This window comes from Gordonia sp. (in: high G+C Gram-positive bacteria) (assembly GCF_012515855.1).
Lineage (GTDB): Bacteria > Actinomycetota > Actinomycetes > Mycobacteriales > Mycobacteriaceae > Gordonia.
Genome location: NZ_JAAYXO010000084.1, coordinates 15,367 through 31,166, shown reverse-complemented (window position 1 = coordinate 31,166; position 15,800 = coordinate 15,367). Strand labels below are relative to the sequence as shown.

Annotated in this window: 12 protein-coding genes; 4 read left to right on the top strand and 8 right to left on the bottom strand. The window is 67.8% G+C overall.

The window, feature by feature from the left end; genetic code table 11:
- Positions 1 to 154 precede the first annotated feature (154 nt).
- The 5 genes from GX543_RS06370 to GX543_RS06350 form a co-directional block, all read right to left on the bottom strand.
- Positions 155 to 922 (bottom strand): MerR family transcriptional regulator, encoded by a 768-nt coding sequence (locus tag GX543_RS06370; RefSeq protein ID WP_290850652.1) that lies wholly within the window; start codon positions 920 to 922, stop codon positions 155 to 157.
- Between the two features lie 44 nt (positions 923 to 966).
- Positions 967 to 2,097, bottom strand: a complete 1,131-nt coding sequence (locus GX543_RS06365) for a PDR/VanB family oxidoreductase (RefSeq protein WP_290850651.1) — start codon at positions 2,095 to 2,097, stop codon at positions 967 to 969.
- Positions 2,094 to 3,005 carry a metal-dependent hydrolase gene (locus GX543_RS06360; RefSeq protein WP_290850649.1) on the bottom strand — a complete coding sequence of 304 codons (912 nt, stop codon included), beginning with the start codon at positions 3,003 to 3,005 and terminating at the stop codon, positions 2,094 to 2,096. Before GX543_RS06360 ends, GX543_RS06365 begins: the two co-directional genes overlap by 4 nt.
- 37 nt (positions 3,006 to 3,042) lie before the next feature.
- Positions 3,043 to 4,815 carry an SDR family oxidoreductase gene (locus tag GX543_RS06355; protein ID WP_290850648.1) on the bottom strand — a complete coding sequence of 591 codons (1,773 nt, stop codon included), beginning with the start codon at positions 4,813 to 4,815 and terminating at the stop codon, positions 3,043 to 3,045.
- Positions 4,816 to 4,943: 128 nt separating this feature from the next.
- Entirely contained in the window at positions 4,944 to 6,194 is a 1,251-nt protein-coding gene (locus GX543_RS06350; RefSeq protein WP_290850647.1) for a pyridoxal phosphate-dependent aminotransferase, read from the bottom strand.
- A 91-nt stretch (positions 6,195 to 6,285) separates the two neighbouring features.
- Here GX543_RS06350 and GX543_RS06345 point away from each other — a divergent pair, with 91 nt between their 5' ends.
- Complete coding sequence (locus tag GX543_RS06345) at positions 6,286 to 7,158, top strand: exodeoxyribonuclease III (RefSeq protein ID WP_290850646.1); 873 nt, start codon at positions 6,286 to 6,288, stop codon at positions 7,156 to 7,158.
- Between the two features lie 69 nt (positions 7,159 to 7,227).
- Here the strand turns inward: GX543_RS06345 and GX543_RS06340 are convergent, their stop codons facing one another.
- Complete coding sequence (locus GX543_RS06340; RefSeq protein WP_290850645.1) at positions 7,228 to 10,428, bottom strand: (Fe-S)-binding protein; 3,201 nt, start codon at positions 10,426 to 10,428, stop codon at positions 7,228 to 7,230.
- A 511-nt stretch (positions 10,429 to 10,939) separates the two neighbouring features.
- On the opposite strand from GX543_RS06340, the gene GX543_RS06335 reads away from it, so the two are divergent.
- Positions 10,940 to 12,232: a hypothetical protein gene (locus GX543_RS06335; RefSeq protein ID WP_290850644.1), complete on the top strand. Its 1,293-nt coding sequence runs from the start codon at positions 10,940 to 10,942 to the stop codon at positions 12,230 to 12,232.
- 249 nt (positions 12,233 to 12,481) lie between these two features.
- Here GX543_RS06335 and GX543_RS06330 read toward each other — a convergent pair whose 3' ends face one another.
- Positions 12,482 to 13,870, bottom strand: a complete 1,389-nt coding sequence (locus tag GX543_RS06330) for a wax ester/triacylglycerol synthase family O-acyltransferase (RefSeq protein ID WP_290850643.1) — start codon at positions 13,868 to 13,870, stop codon at positions 12,482 to 12,484.
- Between the two features lie 55 nt (positions 13,871 to 13,925).
- Between GX543_RS06330 and GX543_RS06325 the strand changes: the two genes are divergently transcribed.
- Both GX543_RS06325 and GX543_RS06320 read left to right on the top strand, forming a co-directional pair.
- A complete protein-coding gene (locus GX543_RS06325; RefSeq protein WP_366929056.1) occupies positions 13,926 to 14,690 on the top strand; it encodes a YdcF family protein in 765 nt (254 codons plus the stop codon).
- 78 nt (positions 14,691 to 14,768) lie between these two features.
- Positions 14,769 to 15,497: a hypothetical protein gene (locus tag GX543_RS06320; protein ID WP_290850642.1), complete on the top strand. Its 729-nt coding sequence runs from the start codon at positions 14,769 to 14,771 to the stop codon at positions 15,495 to 15,497.
- Here GX543_RS06320 and GX543_RS06315 read toward each other — a convergent pair.
- On the bottom strand, positions 15,485 to 15,712 hold the full coding sequence (locus GX543_RS06315; protein WP_290850640.1) for a hexameric tyrosine-coordinated heme protein: 228 nt from the start codon (positions 15,710 to 15,712) through the stop codon (positions 15,485 to 15,487). The genes GX543_RS06320 and GX543_RS06315 overlap by 13 nt on opposite strands.
- Between the last annotated feature and the right edge of the window lie 88 nt (positions 15,713 to 15,800).

Below are 15,800 nucleotides of genomic sequence, written 5' to 3'. Positions count from 1 at the left end.
CCGCCGTCGGAGACCGAGACGCCGCGTCAGTCGGAGGCGCGCCCCGGTCCCAAACCGCCGGAGCCGACCCGCCCCAACCGTCGCACCATCCCGAATCCGATCCCGGGCCTGCCGCCGATCGTCGTGGGATAGCTGCCACGCGGGTAGATGGTCGCTACTCCGCCCCGCGACTCTCCCGACGGCTGCGCGCGATCGACAGGTAGTCGTCCAGCTGCCGCGCCAATTCGCGGTCGAGGGCACGGTACAGCGTGTTGTGCGCGGCCACCCGACCGGTACTGCGGAGTTCGGCGAGGAACTTCGACGCCCAGTCCGACTCCGCGCCCTCCTCAGGGATCCAGCCGTCGAAGCGGCCCTCGGTGATGGCACGACGACCAGCGGTCACCAGCGTGGTGGCAGCAAGACTCATGTCTTCGTCGAGCTGCGCCTGCATCCCCAGCAGGTAGGGCAGCGGGACGCCGATCTTCAGCAGACGCTGATAGGCCTCGATGGTCTCGACGTCCTTGATCTCGTACTGCGCGGGCGGGACGTCGGTGCCGACCGGCTCGATGAGGCCGAAGCCGCGGAGCTCGTCGAGCAGCTTGGGGTCGCTGGTGTTGAGTCGTTCGTAGAGCTCGTCGGCGGAGACGGTGGCGGTCGCGGTCTGCGACCACGGCGCCGACACCACTTCGCGCAGGCCCAGGGACTCGGCGATGTCGCCGCCGGTCTGCACGCGTTTGAAGAAGTCGCCGATGTGGGTCATCGTGAAGCCTCGCGCCAACAGATCGTTGATCACGCGCAGCTTGGTGAGGTGCTCGTCGCCGTAGATCGCGATCCGGCCGCGCCGCACCGGCGGGGGGATCAGCCCCCGGTCCTGGTAGCCGCGCACGTTTCGGGTGGTGGTTCCCGCGGCGCGCGCCAGATCGTCGATTCGGTACTCGGTCATGGGGTGCATTGTCCCAAATCCGAAACCGTCCCGGCGGGGAGTGCTCACATGTCGACGGTCAGTGACTCCGAATCGCAGCGCGAGACGCACGGGAGGAACCAGCCCTCGTCGCGCTCGGCGCGGGTGAGGATCGAGTCGCGGTGATCCACCTCGCCCGCCGTCGTCTTCATCCGGCACGTGCCGCAGAAGCCCTGCTGGCAGGAGTAGGGGACCGCGGGGTTCACCCGGCGCAGCGCGGTGAGCACCGATTCGTCGGCGGCCACCGTCTCGTCGTGCCCGGTGGAGCCGACGGTGACGGTGAATTCGGTGCCGTCGAGGATCGGCGGCGGCGAGAAGCGCTCGAAGTGCAGCTCGATGTCGGCGCGCTCGGCCAGGTGCACGCGCAGGTTCTCTAGCATCGGCACCGGGCCACAGCAGTACACGGCCAGTTCGGCGTCGGTGTCGGGGACCGGGCCGACGAGGTCCGCCATCGTGGGCAGACCGTCGACGTCGTCGGTTCGGACGGTGACCTTGTCGCCGTACTTGGCGAGCTCGTCGATGAACGGGATGGAGTCGGCGCTGCGGCCGGAGTACACCATCGACCAGTCGAGGCCGTACCGGTCGGCCATCGCCAGCATCGGCAGGATCGGCGTGATGCCGATGCCCGCGGCCACGAACCGCAGACGCTGCGACGGCGAACCGAATCCCGGAAGGACCAGAGGGAACGCATTGCGCGGGCCCTTGATCTGGATGGAGTCGCCGACGCGCAGACGCTCGTGCACCTCGATGGAACCGCCACCGCCCTCGGGAATGCGACGGACGGCGATCCGGTAGGTGCGACGATCGCCGGGATCGCCGCACAGCGAGTACTCCCGCATGCGGCCGGACGGCAGCAGCAGATCCAGGTGGGCCCCGGGGCGCCACTCGGGCAGGATCGCGTGGTCGGGGGCGGCGAAGGTCAGCGCGATCACGTTCTCGTCGACCGCCACCACCTCGCGGTCGACGATGTCGAGGGTGAGGACGCCGTCGTCGGCCGCGCGGTCGTACAGCGGCGAGACCGGATTCCACAGCGGGAACCACACCTTGCCGACACCCGTCAGGAACCGCATCAGCGGGTCGCGCCGAAACCGGCCGTACAGGTGAGGCGGCTCGCTCGCCCGCATCGCGTGGCGGGAGGATTCGCTCATGATCGTCATGCCGCTCGTCGTGCTCCCGGCGACGCCGCGAGGAAGGCCACGGCCTGCGCGGTGTCGCCGATGTCGGCGGGGACGAACGACGGCTTGAAGTAGGTGACGGTCGCCAGCGCCAGGTGCGACAGCTTCGGGAACACGCCCGCGCGCGAATCGCGGAAGTAGCTCTTGACGTACAGCGAGGTCTTCTCGAGCACGCTCTTGTCGGCGACCGACGGGTCCTGGCTGTTGATGAAGCGGAAACCGCGGGCCATCAGCCACACCAGGAACGGGAACGCCAGGCTCATCGCGCGGGCGCGACGCAGCGGGCTGTCGGCGAAGTACGCGGCGGCGTCGTGCGCCACCGAGCGGTGCTCCACCTCTTCGGCGCCGTGCCAGATGAACATGTCGGCCATGTTCATGTCCGCGCCGCGCTCCTCCCACGAGCAGTTGAGCGCGAAATCGCCGAGGAGCGCGGTGTAGTGCTCGATGGCGGCGATCAGCCACAGCCGCTCCACCAGGTGCTTCTGCTTCTGCTCCGGGCTGCCGTCGCGCGGGCCCAGGACGTTGAGGAAGATCCACTCCATCTGCTTCAGGTAGCCGGTGGGGTCCACCCCGTGGCCGCGCAGCCAGCTCTCGACGGCGCGGTCGTGCACCTCGGCGTGCATCGCCTCCTGGCCGACGAAACCGCGCATGTCGGCGGCGAGCGCCTCATCCTTGATCAGTGGCAGCGCCTCGTTGAAGGTCTCCACGAACCAGCGCTCGCCCTCGGGCAGCAGCAGATTCAGCACCGTGATCATGTTCGACGACATCGGGTGGTCGGGGATCCAGTGCAGCGGGGTCTTCGAGACGTCGAAGACGACGTTGCGGGCGTGCAGCTCCACCTTGCCGGGATCGGTCTCGACGGTCGAGCGAGTTGCTTGAGTAGTCATCATTGTCCTCCGGTACTCGTCAGTGTCCGCGCGATGTAAGTCAGTTGGCAAGCTTCTGGCGTGCGCCGATGCGCGAGGCCCACGGGAAGAAGCGGTAGACGCGGTAGCCGAACTCGGCCTCCGGCGTCACCGGCACGACGGCCTTGTTCTTCCGGATGGCGGCGACGATGTCGGCGGCCACGCGGTCGGGCGTGAAGTTGCGCTTCTTGTAGAAGCCGTCGACCTTCTCGCGGGTGGCGTCCTGATCGGCGGCGCCGGCGAACTCGGTGTTCGACGTGATGTTGGTGTGCACGATGCCCGGGCAGATCGCGGTGACGCCGATCTTGTGCTCGGCCAGTTCGGCGCGCAGCGACTCCGAGAACATCAGGACGCCGGCCTTGCTGGCCGCGTACAGGCCGAGGTCGCGCGACGGGGTGAAGGCCGCGGCCGACGCGAGGTTGACGATGTGTCCGCCCGCGCCGCGCTCGACCATCTGGCTGCCGAACGCACGACTGCCGCTGATGACGCCGCGGAGGTTGATGTCGAACAGTCGATCGACCTGCGCGTCGGACGCCGCGAGCGCCGAGCCGGCGAGGGCGATGCCCGCGTTGTTGACGACGATGTCGGGCACGCCGTGCGTCTTGCGGACCTTCGCGGCGAACGTGGTGAACGCCTTGGTGTTGGAGACGTCGAGCTTGTAGGCGGTGGCGAGCACGCCCTTGCCCTTGCACTCGGTGGCGGTCTCCTTGGCGGCGTCGAGGTCGATGTCGGCCAGGACCACCTCGGCGCCCAGGTCGGCGAGCGCGTACGCGGTCTCGCGGCCGATGCCGCTGCCCGCTCCGGTCACGACGGCGAGCTTGCCGATCAGCTCGCCCGCGGGGCCGGTCACGTGCGCGCGGTCGATGGTGTTGGGGGCGCTCGACGAGCCGTTCTCGATGGCGTCGATGAACTCCTTGGCGGTCGCGGCCAGATAGTTCGGGTTGGTGTACGGCAACCAGTGCCCGGTGGTGGTGCGCTTGCGCCACAGGTTCTCGGCGTGGTCGTGGGTCCGCTGGTAGATGGCCGGACGCAGCGCGATGTCGTTGTCGTTGACCACCTCGAGGACCGGCACACGCGTCGGACGCGGGTTCGGCGCCGCGAGCTTGCCGCGGATGTTGGCGCGGTAGAGCTTGAGGCCGTTGATCATGTCCTCGCGCAGCGTGGGGCCGAACGTCGCGTTCTCGCGCGGGGTGCCCTCGATGAGATGCAGGAACTCGGTCCACACCTTGTCGGAGCCGACGGCGCGGAAGAAGAGGTCCGATGCCACCGGCACCTGGAAGAAGGCGGTGTAGGCCGACGACGCGACCTGCGACAGCGCCTGCGCGATATTGCGCGGGGTGGGGTTGGCGATCTTGCCGTGGGCCCACTCGCCGAGGAAGTCGAGGTTGGGGCCGGAGACCGAGGTGAACGACGCGATCGCGTCGTCGGCGTCGGGCGTGGTGACCGTCTCCCACGCCTGTACCGAGCCCCAGTCGTGCGCCACGATGTGCGTCTTGCCGGTCGGGTTCACTGCCTTGCAGACGGCGAACATGTCGGACGCGAGGGTGTCGAGGCGGTAGGCCGAGACCTTCTCCGGACGGTCGCTCTCGCCGAACCCGCGGGTGTCGTAGGCGTAGACGCGGTAGTGCTCGGCCAGCTGCGGCGCGACGTGATCCCAGAGGTGATGGCTGTCGGGCCAGCCGTGAACCAGCAGGACTACCGGCTTGTCGGGCGTCGTCTCACCCGGGGTGCCGTACGAGAACGCGGCGAGTTCCACGCCGTCGCCCGTGACATTGAAGCGGTGCCAATCGGCCATGATCCGTCTCCCATTTCAGTGCGGTTGAGTAGACGTTACCACTCGTAACAACTAACTGCTAGCAGTTGTTAGCGCCGATTCTGAAGGGGGCGGGAGACGGATCAGTGCAGGTGAGGGGCTCGGGCTCCCTACTGCCGGTAGCTCGACAGGAAGTTGCCCATGCGCTCGATGGCCTCGGAGAGGTCCTGCGCCCACGGCAGAGTGACGATGCGGAAGTGGTTGTTGTCGGGCAGGTTGAAGCCCGATCCCTGGACCACCAGGATCTTCTCCTGCAGCAGCAGGTCTTGGACCAACTGCTCGTCGTCGTGGATGTCGTAGACCTCGGGGTCCAGGCGCGGGAACGCGTACAGCGCGCCCATCGGCTTGACGCACGAGACGCCGGGGATCTGGTTGAGCTTGTCCCAGGTGACGTTGCGCTGTTCGTACAGCCGCCCGCCGGGGGCGGTCAGCGCGTCGATGCTCTGGTATCCGCCGAGTGCCACCTGGATCGCGTGCTGCGCCGGCACATTGGCGCACAGTCGGGTGGACGCGAGGATCGACATGCCCTCGATGAATCCCTTGGCATGATCCTTCGGACCGGTGCGGACCACCCAGCCGGAGCGGTAGCCGCAGACGCGGTAAGCCTTCGACAGGCCGTTGAACGTCAAGACCAGCAGGTCGGGGGCCAGCGACGCGATGCTGATGTGCTCGGCGTCGTCGTAGAGGATCTTGTCGTAGATCTCGTCGGCAAGAATCAGCAGCGAATGGCGACGCGCGACGTCGACCAGCTTCTCCAGGATCTCGCGCGAGTACACGGCACCGGTCGGGTTGTTCGGGTTGATCACCACGATCGCCTTGGTGCGGTCGGTGATCTTGGACTCGATGTCCTCGACGCTGGGGTTCCAGCCGTTGTCCTCGTCGCACTTGTAGTGCACGGCGGTGCCGCCGGACAGTGCGGTCATCGCGGTCCACAGCGGGTAGTCGGGGGCCGGGATCAGCACCTCGTCGCCGTTGTTGAGCAGCGCCTGCATCGTCATGGTGATGAGCTCGGAGACTCCGTTGCCCAGGAGGACGTCGTCGACGTCGAAGTAGGGGAAGTCGATGGTCTCGTAGCGGGTCACCACGGCGCGGCGGGCCGAGAGCACGCCTGCCGACTCCGAGTAGCCCTGCGAGAAGGGCAGCGCGTGAATCATGTCGCGCATGATCACGTCGGGCGCCTCGAAGCCGAACAGGGCCGGGTTGCCGATGTTCAGCTTCATGATCCGGTGGCCTTCGGACTCCAAGCGCGCGGCATGCTCGTGCACCGGGCCACGGATCTCGTAGCAGACGTTCTGCAACTTCTCGGACTGCTCCAGCGGGCGCAGGTTGGCGATGGGGTGCGAAACACGAGGGCGACTCATGGGTACATTCTGTCAGCCCGACGCAATCAAATTGAATCCCCGGCCCGATGGGGCGGTCGACCCGGCGTAGCCCTCGGGCATTGTGGTGGTCGTGGGAAGTGCAGAGATGACAGTGGTCTCGTTCAACGTCAACGGAATCCGGGCCGCTCGTCGGCGCGGTTTCGACGACTGGCTGCGGGCGCGGTCGGCGGATGTCGTGGGTCTGCAAGAGCTTCGGTGCCCGGCTGAGCTGGTCGGAGAGTTCCCTGGTTACACGGCATCGTTCGATGCCGGGTCGATTCCCGGGCGCAACGGCGTCGCCCTGCTGACGCGGGTGCCTCCGGCGGCTGTGCGCACCTGGGTGACGCACCCGCCCAAGGCTCGTGGACTGGCCCACTATGCCTCGCATGGCCGATACATCGAAGTGGACCTGGCTGACGAACCCGTCACAATCGGCTGCCTGTACCTGCCGAAGGGCGGGTTGCCCGCGGAACTGCAGAAGCCCGGCAACATCCGGGAGAAGCCGGACGGCGGTGCCAAGTACGCGCGGAAGATGCGCTTCCTGGCGGGTTTTGCGCGTGAACTCGACCGGAACCGGCTGTCGGCCAAGCGTGCCGGTCGTGAGTTCCTCCTGCTCGGCGACCTCAACGTCGCGCACGTGGAGCACGACGTCACCAACTGGCGGCCCGCCCGCAAGATGGAGGGCTTCCTCCCCGAAGAGCGCGAGTGGTTCGGCGAGTTGCTGTCGCCGCGCCGGCTGGTGGATGTGGTCCGGAAGCTGCACGGTGATCGTCCCGGCCCGCTGACCTGGTGGAGTTGGGCGGGGGAGTCGTTCACCAAGGACGTCGGCTGGCGGATCGACCACCAACTCGCCACACCCGGACTCGCCGCGCGAGCGCGCTGGGTGGAGGTCGACAAGGAGCCGTCCCCCGACCAGCGGTTGTCGGACCATGCGCCCCTGGTGGTCGGGTACGAGCGCCGATAGAAAAGAACTTCGGCGACTTTCCGGTTCTGGAGAACCGGAAAGTCGCCGAAGTTCGTTCGATCTAGCGGGCTACTTCTTGCCGGGGCGCTTCTTGCCCGCAGCGAGGCCGAAGCCCTTGGCCTTGGACTCGCCCGTCTCGGCGATCGTTCGACCATCCGCGGAACCTGCTGTCGGAGCAGCGGTCTCGGCGGGGGCTTCGGCTGCGGGGGCCTCTGTTGCGGGAGCCTCAGCCGGAGCCGATTCTGCCGCCGGTGCCTCGGCAGCCGGAGCTGCCGGGGCTGCTGCCGCAGCGGGCTTCGGTGCGCCCGGCTTCTTGGCGCCGGGCTTCTTGAGGCCGCCTGCCATGCCGAATCCCTTGGCCTTGCCCGCGGTTCCCTCGGTGACCGCAGCGGCCGCCGTGGTCGCCTCTGCAGCGGGAGCCTCAGCCGGTGCCTCAGCGACCGGTGCCTCGGCAGCCGGTGCTGCCGGGGCTGCTGCCGCAGCGGGCTTCGGTGCGCCCGGCTTCTTGGCGCCGGGCTTCTTGAGGCCGCCGGCCATGCCGAATCCCTTGGCCTTGCCCGCAGTCGCCTCGGTTGCCGCCGCCTCGGTGGCCGTCGCCTCGGTTGCGGGAGCCGCAGCCGCAGGGGCTTCAGCAGCAGGTGCCGCCGCTGCCGGAGCAGCGCCGCCGGGCTTGGGTGCGCCGCCGGGCTTCTTGAGTCCACCCGGCTTCTTCAGGCCGCCGCCCATGGCGAGACCCTTGACCGGTGCGGCCTCGGTGGCGGGAGCTTCGGCAGCAGGTGCCGCGGCTGCCGGGGCAGCGCCGCCGGGCTTGGGTGCGCCGCCGGGCTTCTTCAGGCCGCCCGGCTTCTTGAGACCGCCGCCCTTGGGCGCCAGTCCGACAGCCGGCTTGGCTGCTGCCGCAGCCGCGGGAGCAGCAGCGGCCGGAGCCGCTGCAGCGACCTTCACGGGCTCGGGCTCCGGTGCCGGAGCGAGCTCCGACTGGATCGGGCCCAGGAACTTGCCGCCGCGCTCCACCTGCTGGCGGCCGCGGTTCACGCCCTCCAGGATCAGCTGGGCGACGTCGACGACCTCGATCTGGCCTTCGTCCTCGGTCTGTGCGGTCTGCGCGGTCACACCGTCGGTGAGCATCACGCGGCAGAACGGGCAGCCCGTGGCGATCTTGCGGACGGCCTTGCTGCCGTCGGCGTTGGCCGGACGCGAGTTCAGCGTGTCCAGCGCCTCGTCGACGCGGTCGACGTTGATGCGCTTGCCGATCTGCTCTTCCATCCACATGCGGGCACCGCCTGCGCCACAGCACATCGAGCGCTCGCCGTGGCGAGGCATCTCGGTGAGCGTGGAGCCCGACGACTCGACCAGCTCGCGCGGGGCGTCGTAGACCTTGTTGTGGCGACCCAGGTAGCACGGATCGTGGTAGGTGACCTGCTCGCCTGCCGGGGCGGCGACGGGCACCAGGCGCTTCTCGCGAACCAGGCGGTTCAGCAGCTGCGTGTGGTGGACCACCTCGAACTCGCCACCCACCTGCGAGTACTCATTGCCGATGGCGTTGAAGCAGTGGGCGCAGGTGACGACGATCTTCTTGCGCTGCTCGGGAGCAGTCGCGAAGACCTCGTTGAAGGTCTCGATGTTCTGCTGCGCGAGCATCTGGAACAGGAACTCGTTGCCCGCACGACGAGCGGAGTCGCCGGTGCAGGTCTCGCCCTGGCCCAGGACCATGAAGTCCACGGCGGCGATGTCGAGAAGCTCGGCGACGGCCTTCGTGGTCTTCTTGGCGCGGTCCTCGTAGGCGCCGGCGCAGCCGACCCAGAAGAGGTACTCGTAGCCCTCGAACGAATCGACGTCCTGGCCGTAGACCGGGATGTTGATGTCCATCTCGTCGATCCAGGCGGTGCGCTGCGAGGCGTTCTGGCCCCACGGGTTGCCCTTGTTCTCGAGATTCTTGAACATGCCCGCCAGCTCGGACGGGAAGTCCGACTCGATCAGGACCTGGTAGCGACGCATGTCGATGAAGTGGTCGACGTGCTCGATGTCCACCGGGCACTGCTCCACGCAGGCACCACAGGTGGTGCAGCTCCAGAGTGCCTCGGCGTCGATGACGGCACCGGTGGTGCCTTCCGACTCGCCGACCAGCTTGCGCTCGGCCTCCAGGCGCGCGGCCTCGGGGACCTTGGCCAGACGTGCTTCGTCGACGTTGCCGTCCTTGTCGATGATGCCGACCTCGTCGCCGCCCATGTCCTTCTTGCCGCCCGCGAACAGGTACGGCGCCTTGGCCTGGCCGTGGTCGCGCAGCGACATCATCATCAGCTTCGGCGACAGCGGCTTGCCGGTGTTCCACGCGGGGCACTGACTCTGGCAACGACCGCACTCGGTGCAGGTGGTGAAGTCGAGCCAGCCCTTCCAGCTGAAGTCCTCGATCTTGCCTGCGCCGAAGGCGTCGACGTCGGGGTCGGCGGTCTCCATGTCGAGGACCTTGCCGTTGCTGACCATCATCTTGGCTGCGCCGAGGGCCACGCCACCGTCGGTCTCACGCTTGAAGAAGATGTTGGGGAATGCGGCGAAGCGGTGCCATGCCACACCCCAGTCGATGTTCAGACCGACCACGGCGAGCCAGATCATGCCGCTCATCAGCTTGACGACGGCCGCTGCGGTGACCCAGTAGACCGACGAGCCCTCGAAGAGCTGGGCGAAGTAGTGGGTGAAGAACGAGGTCCAGATAGGCGGATCCTCGAGGCCCGACGAGATCTTGAAGGTCTTCACGAAGATCATGCCGAGACCCTCGATGAGGACCACGAGCTCGACGAAGTACGCGGCGCCGAAGCGTGATCCCGAGAAGCGCGACAAACGCTGCGGCAGACGCGGGTGGTTCAGCTGGCGCAGGATGATCAGCACCGAGATGCCGATGACGGTGCCGAGGCCGAGAATCTCGTCGGCGAAGATGTAGATGTTCCAGCTGCCGATGATCGGCCAGTGGAAGGCCGGGTCGAAGATCTGACCGTAGGCCTCGAACCAGAAGATCGCGCCCAGTAGGAAGCCGAACATGACCAGCCAGTGTGCCCAGCCGACGGTGCGGAACTTGTTCATGCGCGTGTGCGCGACGAATTCCTTCATCATCGTGCCGAAGCGCTTCAGCGGGTAGGCGAATCGCTGGGATTCCACCTTCTGTCCTTGCGCGATCGATCGCACCATCGTGAACACGCCGCGCAAGAAGAGAGCCCAACACACGAGGCTGATCAGCGCGGCGATGGTTCCGATCGCAACGGTAGTCGTTGTCACTGGAAGTACCGGCCTTTCTTTCCAGGTCGTACCGAGACGTGCCGAGCGCACGGACCGCCGCTCACCCGTCAATCTATATTCCTGGTAACCGTAAAGGTTCGACCCTGCTCAGCGCTGCCAAGGTTTACCTAAGTTGGCAGGTTGAGCGTTGGCCGCGGCTACCTCGTCAGTGATGTTACTCGTGAGTAATAACAGGGTCTAGTCCGCTGTGGGGTCGCCCTCAGTTGTCGAATCCGTGCCGGAACGGCAAAAGCGTGCCAACCGTACTGTCGATTGAACGGTTTAACGAGATCTGCGTCACCGCGAAGTTACTGTCCGGTACGAGTTCGGCGACGGAGCGTGCGACATCGGCGCAGGGGAAGTCGTGCTCGCGGAAGTAGACCAGCCTTCTGAGTAGAAGAGAGTTCCTGTGAGCCTGTCCATCGCCCTTCCCGTCAATCGCCCTCCCGTCAATCGCCCTCCCGTCAATCGCCCTGCACGATCGACTCGGCTCCTTGCCGGCGTCACCGCGATGGCGGCGTCGGCGGCCCTCGTCGTCGGCGCCGCTCCCGCGCATGCCGCGGGCGCCGCAGGCCCGCCCCCGCTGACCTGCGCGGCCGGCGAGGTGGTGGTGCCGAGCACCACCGTCGACAGCGTGGAGTGTCGCGATGCATCGCCCGCCATCTTGGCCAAGATCGGCGACGCGCTGATCCCGTTGATCCTTCCCGACGCGGGGATCAACCTGTCGGCGCTCAACTCGGCCACCGCCATCAGCCTGTCTCCGTGGTTCGGCGACATGTTCCCCGGATCGGCGACGATCGCCGGCACGGGGCTGGCCTCGGCCACTGCCGTCGGCGGGACGGCCAACGCGACCGCCGATGCGTTCCTGTCCGGGGCGATCTCGGTAGGAAGCCTGGGGGCGACCGCGGACTCGTACGGTTTGGGCGGCCTCGGCCTCTCCATCGGTGCCGGTCTGGCTCAGACCTCGGCACGCGCGCTGCCCGGTGGCATCGCGGTGGCGCTCGGCATGGGCGAGAACGCCTCCGCGACGGCGCTGGGTGGGGTCGCCGTCGCGACCGGCTTCCTGAAAGCATCGATCAACGGCCCCGACCCGGATAAGAGCTCGGTGGTCTGCACCGCCCTCTACGGCACCGCCGAGGTCACGGATGGCGAGACCGGCAAGCACTACGCGTCGTGCACCAGCGTCGCGTTCATCTTCCAGAAGTCGCAGCAGGGCGATGGGCCGGTGGTCTACGCGATCAAGAATCCGTTCTCGTTGGCCTTCGGCAGTCCGCTGGCACCGCTCAACGAACTCCTTGACACGGTCTCGGCGCTCGGCATAGAGGCGCCCTTCCCGACCGCTGTCACCGACATTCTGACCGGGAAGGTGATCCCGATGTTCACCTCGGACCTGATCCGCGTGACGATGACCGACGACGGACCGAAGTTCGGAACCGATCTCTTCGGCAAGAAGTCGACCACCCCTGCGCCGGACGCCGATCAGCCTCCCGCTGGCCAGCAGGTGGCCGACGTGCAGCGCGCTGCGGTGCCGGCGGCGAGCGAGCCCGCGGCGAGTGAGGTCGTGACGCCTGTGGTCGAGGACGATGCGCCGATCGAGGAGGCCCCCGTGACCTCCGCACCGGCCGCCCTCGACGACACGACCGCCGCGGACGTGATTCCGGCGGCCCCGACAGATTCGGCCCCGACGGATTCCGTTGAGGCGCCCGAGGTCGACGATTCGCAGGCCGCTTCCGAAGGCGATGGTGATGCGGTGGAACCCGTCGATGCTGCCCCCGCCGTCGTCGACGAGGTCCCGGCCGGCTGATCGATTTCCCCAATCGGACTGTGACGGCAGTCTCTTGGCTCTACGGTTGGTGTCACTGGGACACAAGGAGTGGGGAGAGCAAGAAGATGATGATTCTGAACCGCATTCGACGCAACTTGACCGAGTACTTCGCCGCCGGTGCGACTGTCGCACTGATCACCAGTGGGATGGCCTGATCAGCGCAATCCGCGAACACATTGATCGATCAGTGAGGCCCGCTCCATCGGTTTGGGGCGGGCCTCACTGACACTAGTCCTGCGCAGGTTCCAGGGCTTCGAGCTCGGCCAGCGCGCTCTCGAGGTGGACCAGGATCTTCTGCAGGCTCGGCAGCTGCGCGCGAGCGCCGATGATGCCGAAGCCCGCCTTGCCCGCGACGGTCGTGACCGTGATGTTCATCGCCAGCCCCTCCATCGGAATCGAGACCGGGTAGCAGCCGTCGAGCTTGGCGCCGTTCCAGTAGAGCGGCTCCTCGGGGCCGGGGACGTTCGAGATCATCAGGTTGAAGCCGCGCGGCGTGTACTCGACGAACCCGGGGACCGTGGCGAACGCCAGCGGCCAGGTGGTGGCCGCGCCCAGCGCCAACGCCTGCAGCGGCTTGAGCCCGCGGACCGCCTTCTTGGCGCTCTTGCTCGATGCCTTGATCGCCGCCACCCGGTCGGCGGGCGAATCGAGGTCGGTGGCGAGGCGGACCGAGATGGCGGTGATCGCATTGCCGTCGGCGTCGCCCTCCGTGTGCAGCGACACCGGCATCACCGCCACCAGCGACTCGGCCGGGAGGTCGTCGTGCTCGTCGAGGTAGGCGCGGAGCGCGCCCGAGCACATCGCGAGGATGACGTCGTTGACCGTCATCTGCTGCGCCTGGGCGACGTCGCGGAGACGTTCGATGGGCCAGTCCTGGGCCGCGAAGCGGCGGGCCGAGCCGATCGACTGGTTCAGCATCGTGGTGGGCGCCATCTGCATCGGCGCCACATAATCCTTGTCCGTCAGCCCGGCCGCCGCGATTCGGGCTGCGGCCGGCCCCAGGCCGGCCACCTGGCCCGCGGCGTCGACGACCGCGCCCGCGGCGCCGGTGAACGTGCCGAGGAGGCTCTTGGAAGGCTTCTTGCTCCTCTTGCGCGACGGCCGTCGTACCCACATGGCGGTTCCCGAGCGGTCGTCCGGGTCGGTGGAGAGCGCTCGCTGCAGCAGGCGCAAAGCGGAGACGCCGTCGACCACCGAATGGTGGATCTTGCTGTACAGGCCCACGCGCCCGCCGGCGATGCCCTCGATGATGTGGACCTCCCACATCGGGCGACGGCGGTCCAGGAGAGCTCCGTGGTTCAGCGAGACGTAGCGAAGCAGCTGGAGCGGGCCGCCCGGGCGCGGCAGGATGGTGCGCCGGATGTGGTAGTCGAAGTCGATGTCCTCGTCCTCGGTCCACGCCATGTAGCCCGCCATCTGAGCCGGGGTGGCCGGGCGCCTGCGGAACATGGGCGCGATGTCGGTGGCGGCGTAGAAGCGCTCACAGATCTCATCGGCCAGTTCTTCGGTGGTCTGGCCGTCGCGTGGGATGAACAACTGCAGTCCGCCGACGTGCATCGGCTGATCGCGCGTCTCGGCGATCAGGAACATAGATTCGGTGACCGGCATGTACTTCACGTACGCCCCTTTGATCGGGCGAGGCAGGTAGATCTCGCTTCCCGAGAATTATGGCATGTCGGTCGAACCGCCCTGCCGGTGCACGACGCTTCGGCGTATCGCCGATGTGAACCAGGGCACCCGGCATGACGTCGGCCACGGGATGACCGTGCACGTGGGAACTGTCGTCTACGTTGAGTCGGTGACTCGCCGCCGGATTCCCCCTCGTCGTCTGCGCCTGGCCGTGCTGACCTTGGTGATCGTGATGGAGGCGATCGTGGTGGTCACCTCCAGCGCGCTGGCGGTGGCGGCTCGGGGACGCGTGGTGGATGCGTCGGCCATCCCGGACGACGCCCCGCGCACGATGATCGTGCTGGGCGCCAGAGTCTCCGACGACGAGCCCGGCGATTACCTGCGCGCACGCCTCGACGTCGCGGTCGAGGCCTACCGTGCCGGTCACGCCCAGACGCTTCTGGTCTCCGGCAACGACGCCGACGACGCGGGTAACGAGGTCCGGGTGATGCGTGCGTATCTGGAGGCGCACGGAGTGCCGTCGGGAGCGATCATCGAGGATCCGCTGGGCCTCAACACCAACGCCACCTGTCGTCGAGCCGTCGCCGAGTTCGACGTCGCATCCGCCACCATCGTGACGCAGGACTTCCACATCGCCCGGGCGGTGGCGCTGTGCCGGGCGTGGGGGATCGACGTGGTCGGGGTGATCTCACCGTGCGACCGATGCTCGCTGCTGAGTCTGGTGCGCAACCAGTTTCGCGAGGCGCTGCTGTCACGGCCGCGCGCAGTGCTCGACATGCTGCGGACCGGTCGCTCGCGCACCGGGTAAAGGCACTGCTCACGTACCGAAAACCGGGCGTCATTCGGATGGCTTACCGGGTGGTCGGCCGCACGTAGCGTTGGCCGCATGCCTGAGTTTCCGCGCGCCGCCGCGAGCCCGCCCCGCGGGTCGTCGGGGCCGGTCCGCGTGCGGATCGCGGGCATCGCCGCAGCGAGCGCGACCGACGGTCGCGGTCCCGAACTGCGGGCGTTGCGTGACGCCGACATCGAACCCCTCGGACTGACCGCGGTGATCAGCGTCGGCGCGGCACTCGGCTCGGCGGAGTCGGCGGCAGGGGTCTGCGTCCGCCTCGGGCTCGGCGGGGTGCCGCATGTCCATGCGCTCGACGTGATCGACGACGGCTGCGGGGTGCCGTCGTCGATCGCGGTCGGGGCGTCGATCCTGATGCAGCGATCCGGGGCAGTGCTGCTGTCGGTGGGAGGGGCGGCGCTGGTGATGGTCGGCGTGCCCGGACGGGTGGTCGCCGTCGACGCCGTCACCGTCGTCACCGGGCGGCGGACCGCCGACGTCTCACTCAAGCGCGCCGGTCCGCTGACCGCGGTGGACCAGGTGCTGGCTTCCGTGGGCGGCGATGTGCCGATCGTCGCGGCGGTTTCCGGGGGCATTCGACCACCCGCCGATCGACGGGTGGTCGGAGTGGTGCCGACGTCGGGCGGTTCCGCGCCGATCGAAGGATTGTGTCGAGCGCGGGCCGCGGGTTACACGGAGGTGGCGTTGGTGACCGCCGACGAGCACGGTCACGCGGCCGTCGTGGTGTGCGACCTCGGGCGTCGCCCGGACTCTCAGCGCCAGTAGCCGTTGGCCGCGGCCACCGTCTGGAAGTTGACTGCCACCACCTGCGAGCCGGCGATCAACGAGTCGGCGTCCTCGGCGTAGTCGGGGCGCAGCCGGTGCAGGATCTCGCCGTCGGGCTGGGTGTACTTGACGCCGCGCCTGCTGAGTGTGATCGCGAGTTCGAAACCTTCCTGCGGCGTCTCGGTGATGAGGCTGGTGAGCCAGGTGTCGGTCATGATCTCCCTTTCAGTTCAATCCACTCCCGGAAAATTTGCACCGGGCATGCAGATTTTAGCCGGAGAGTCGGACAAACGTCAGATCATC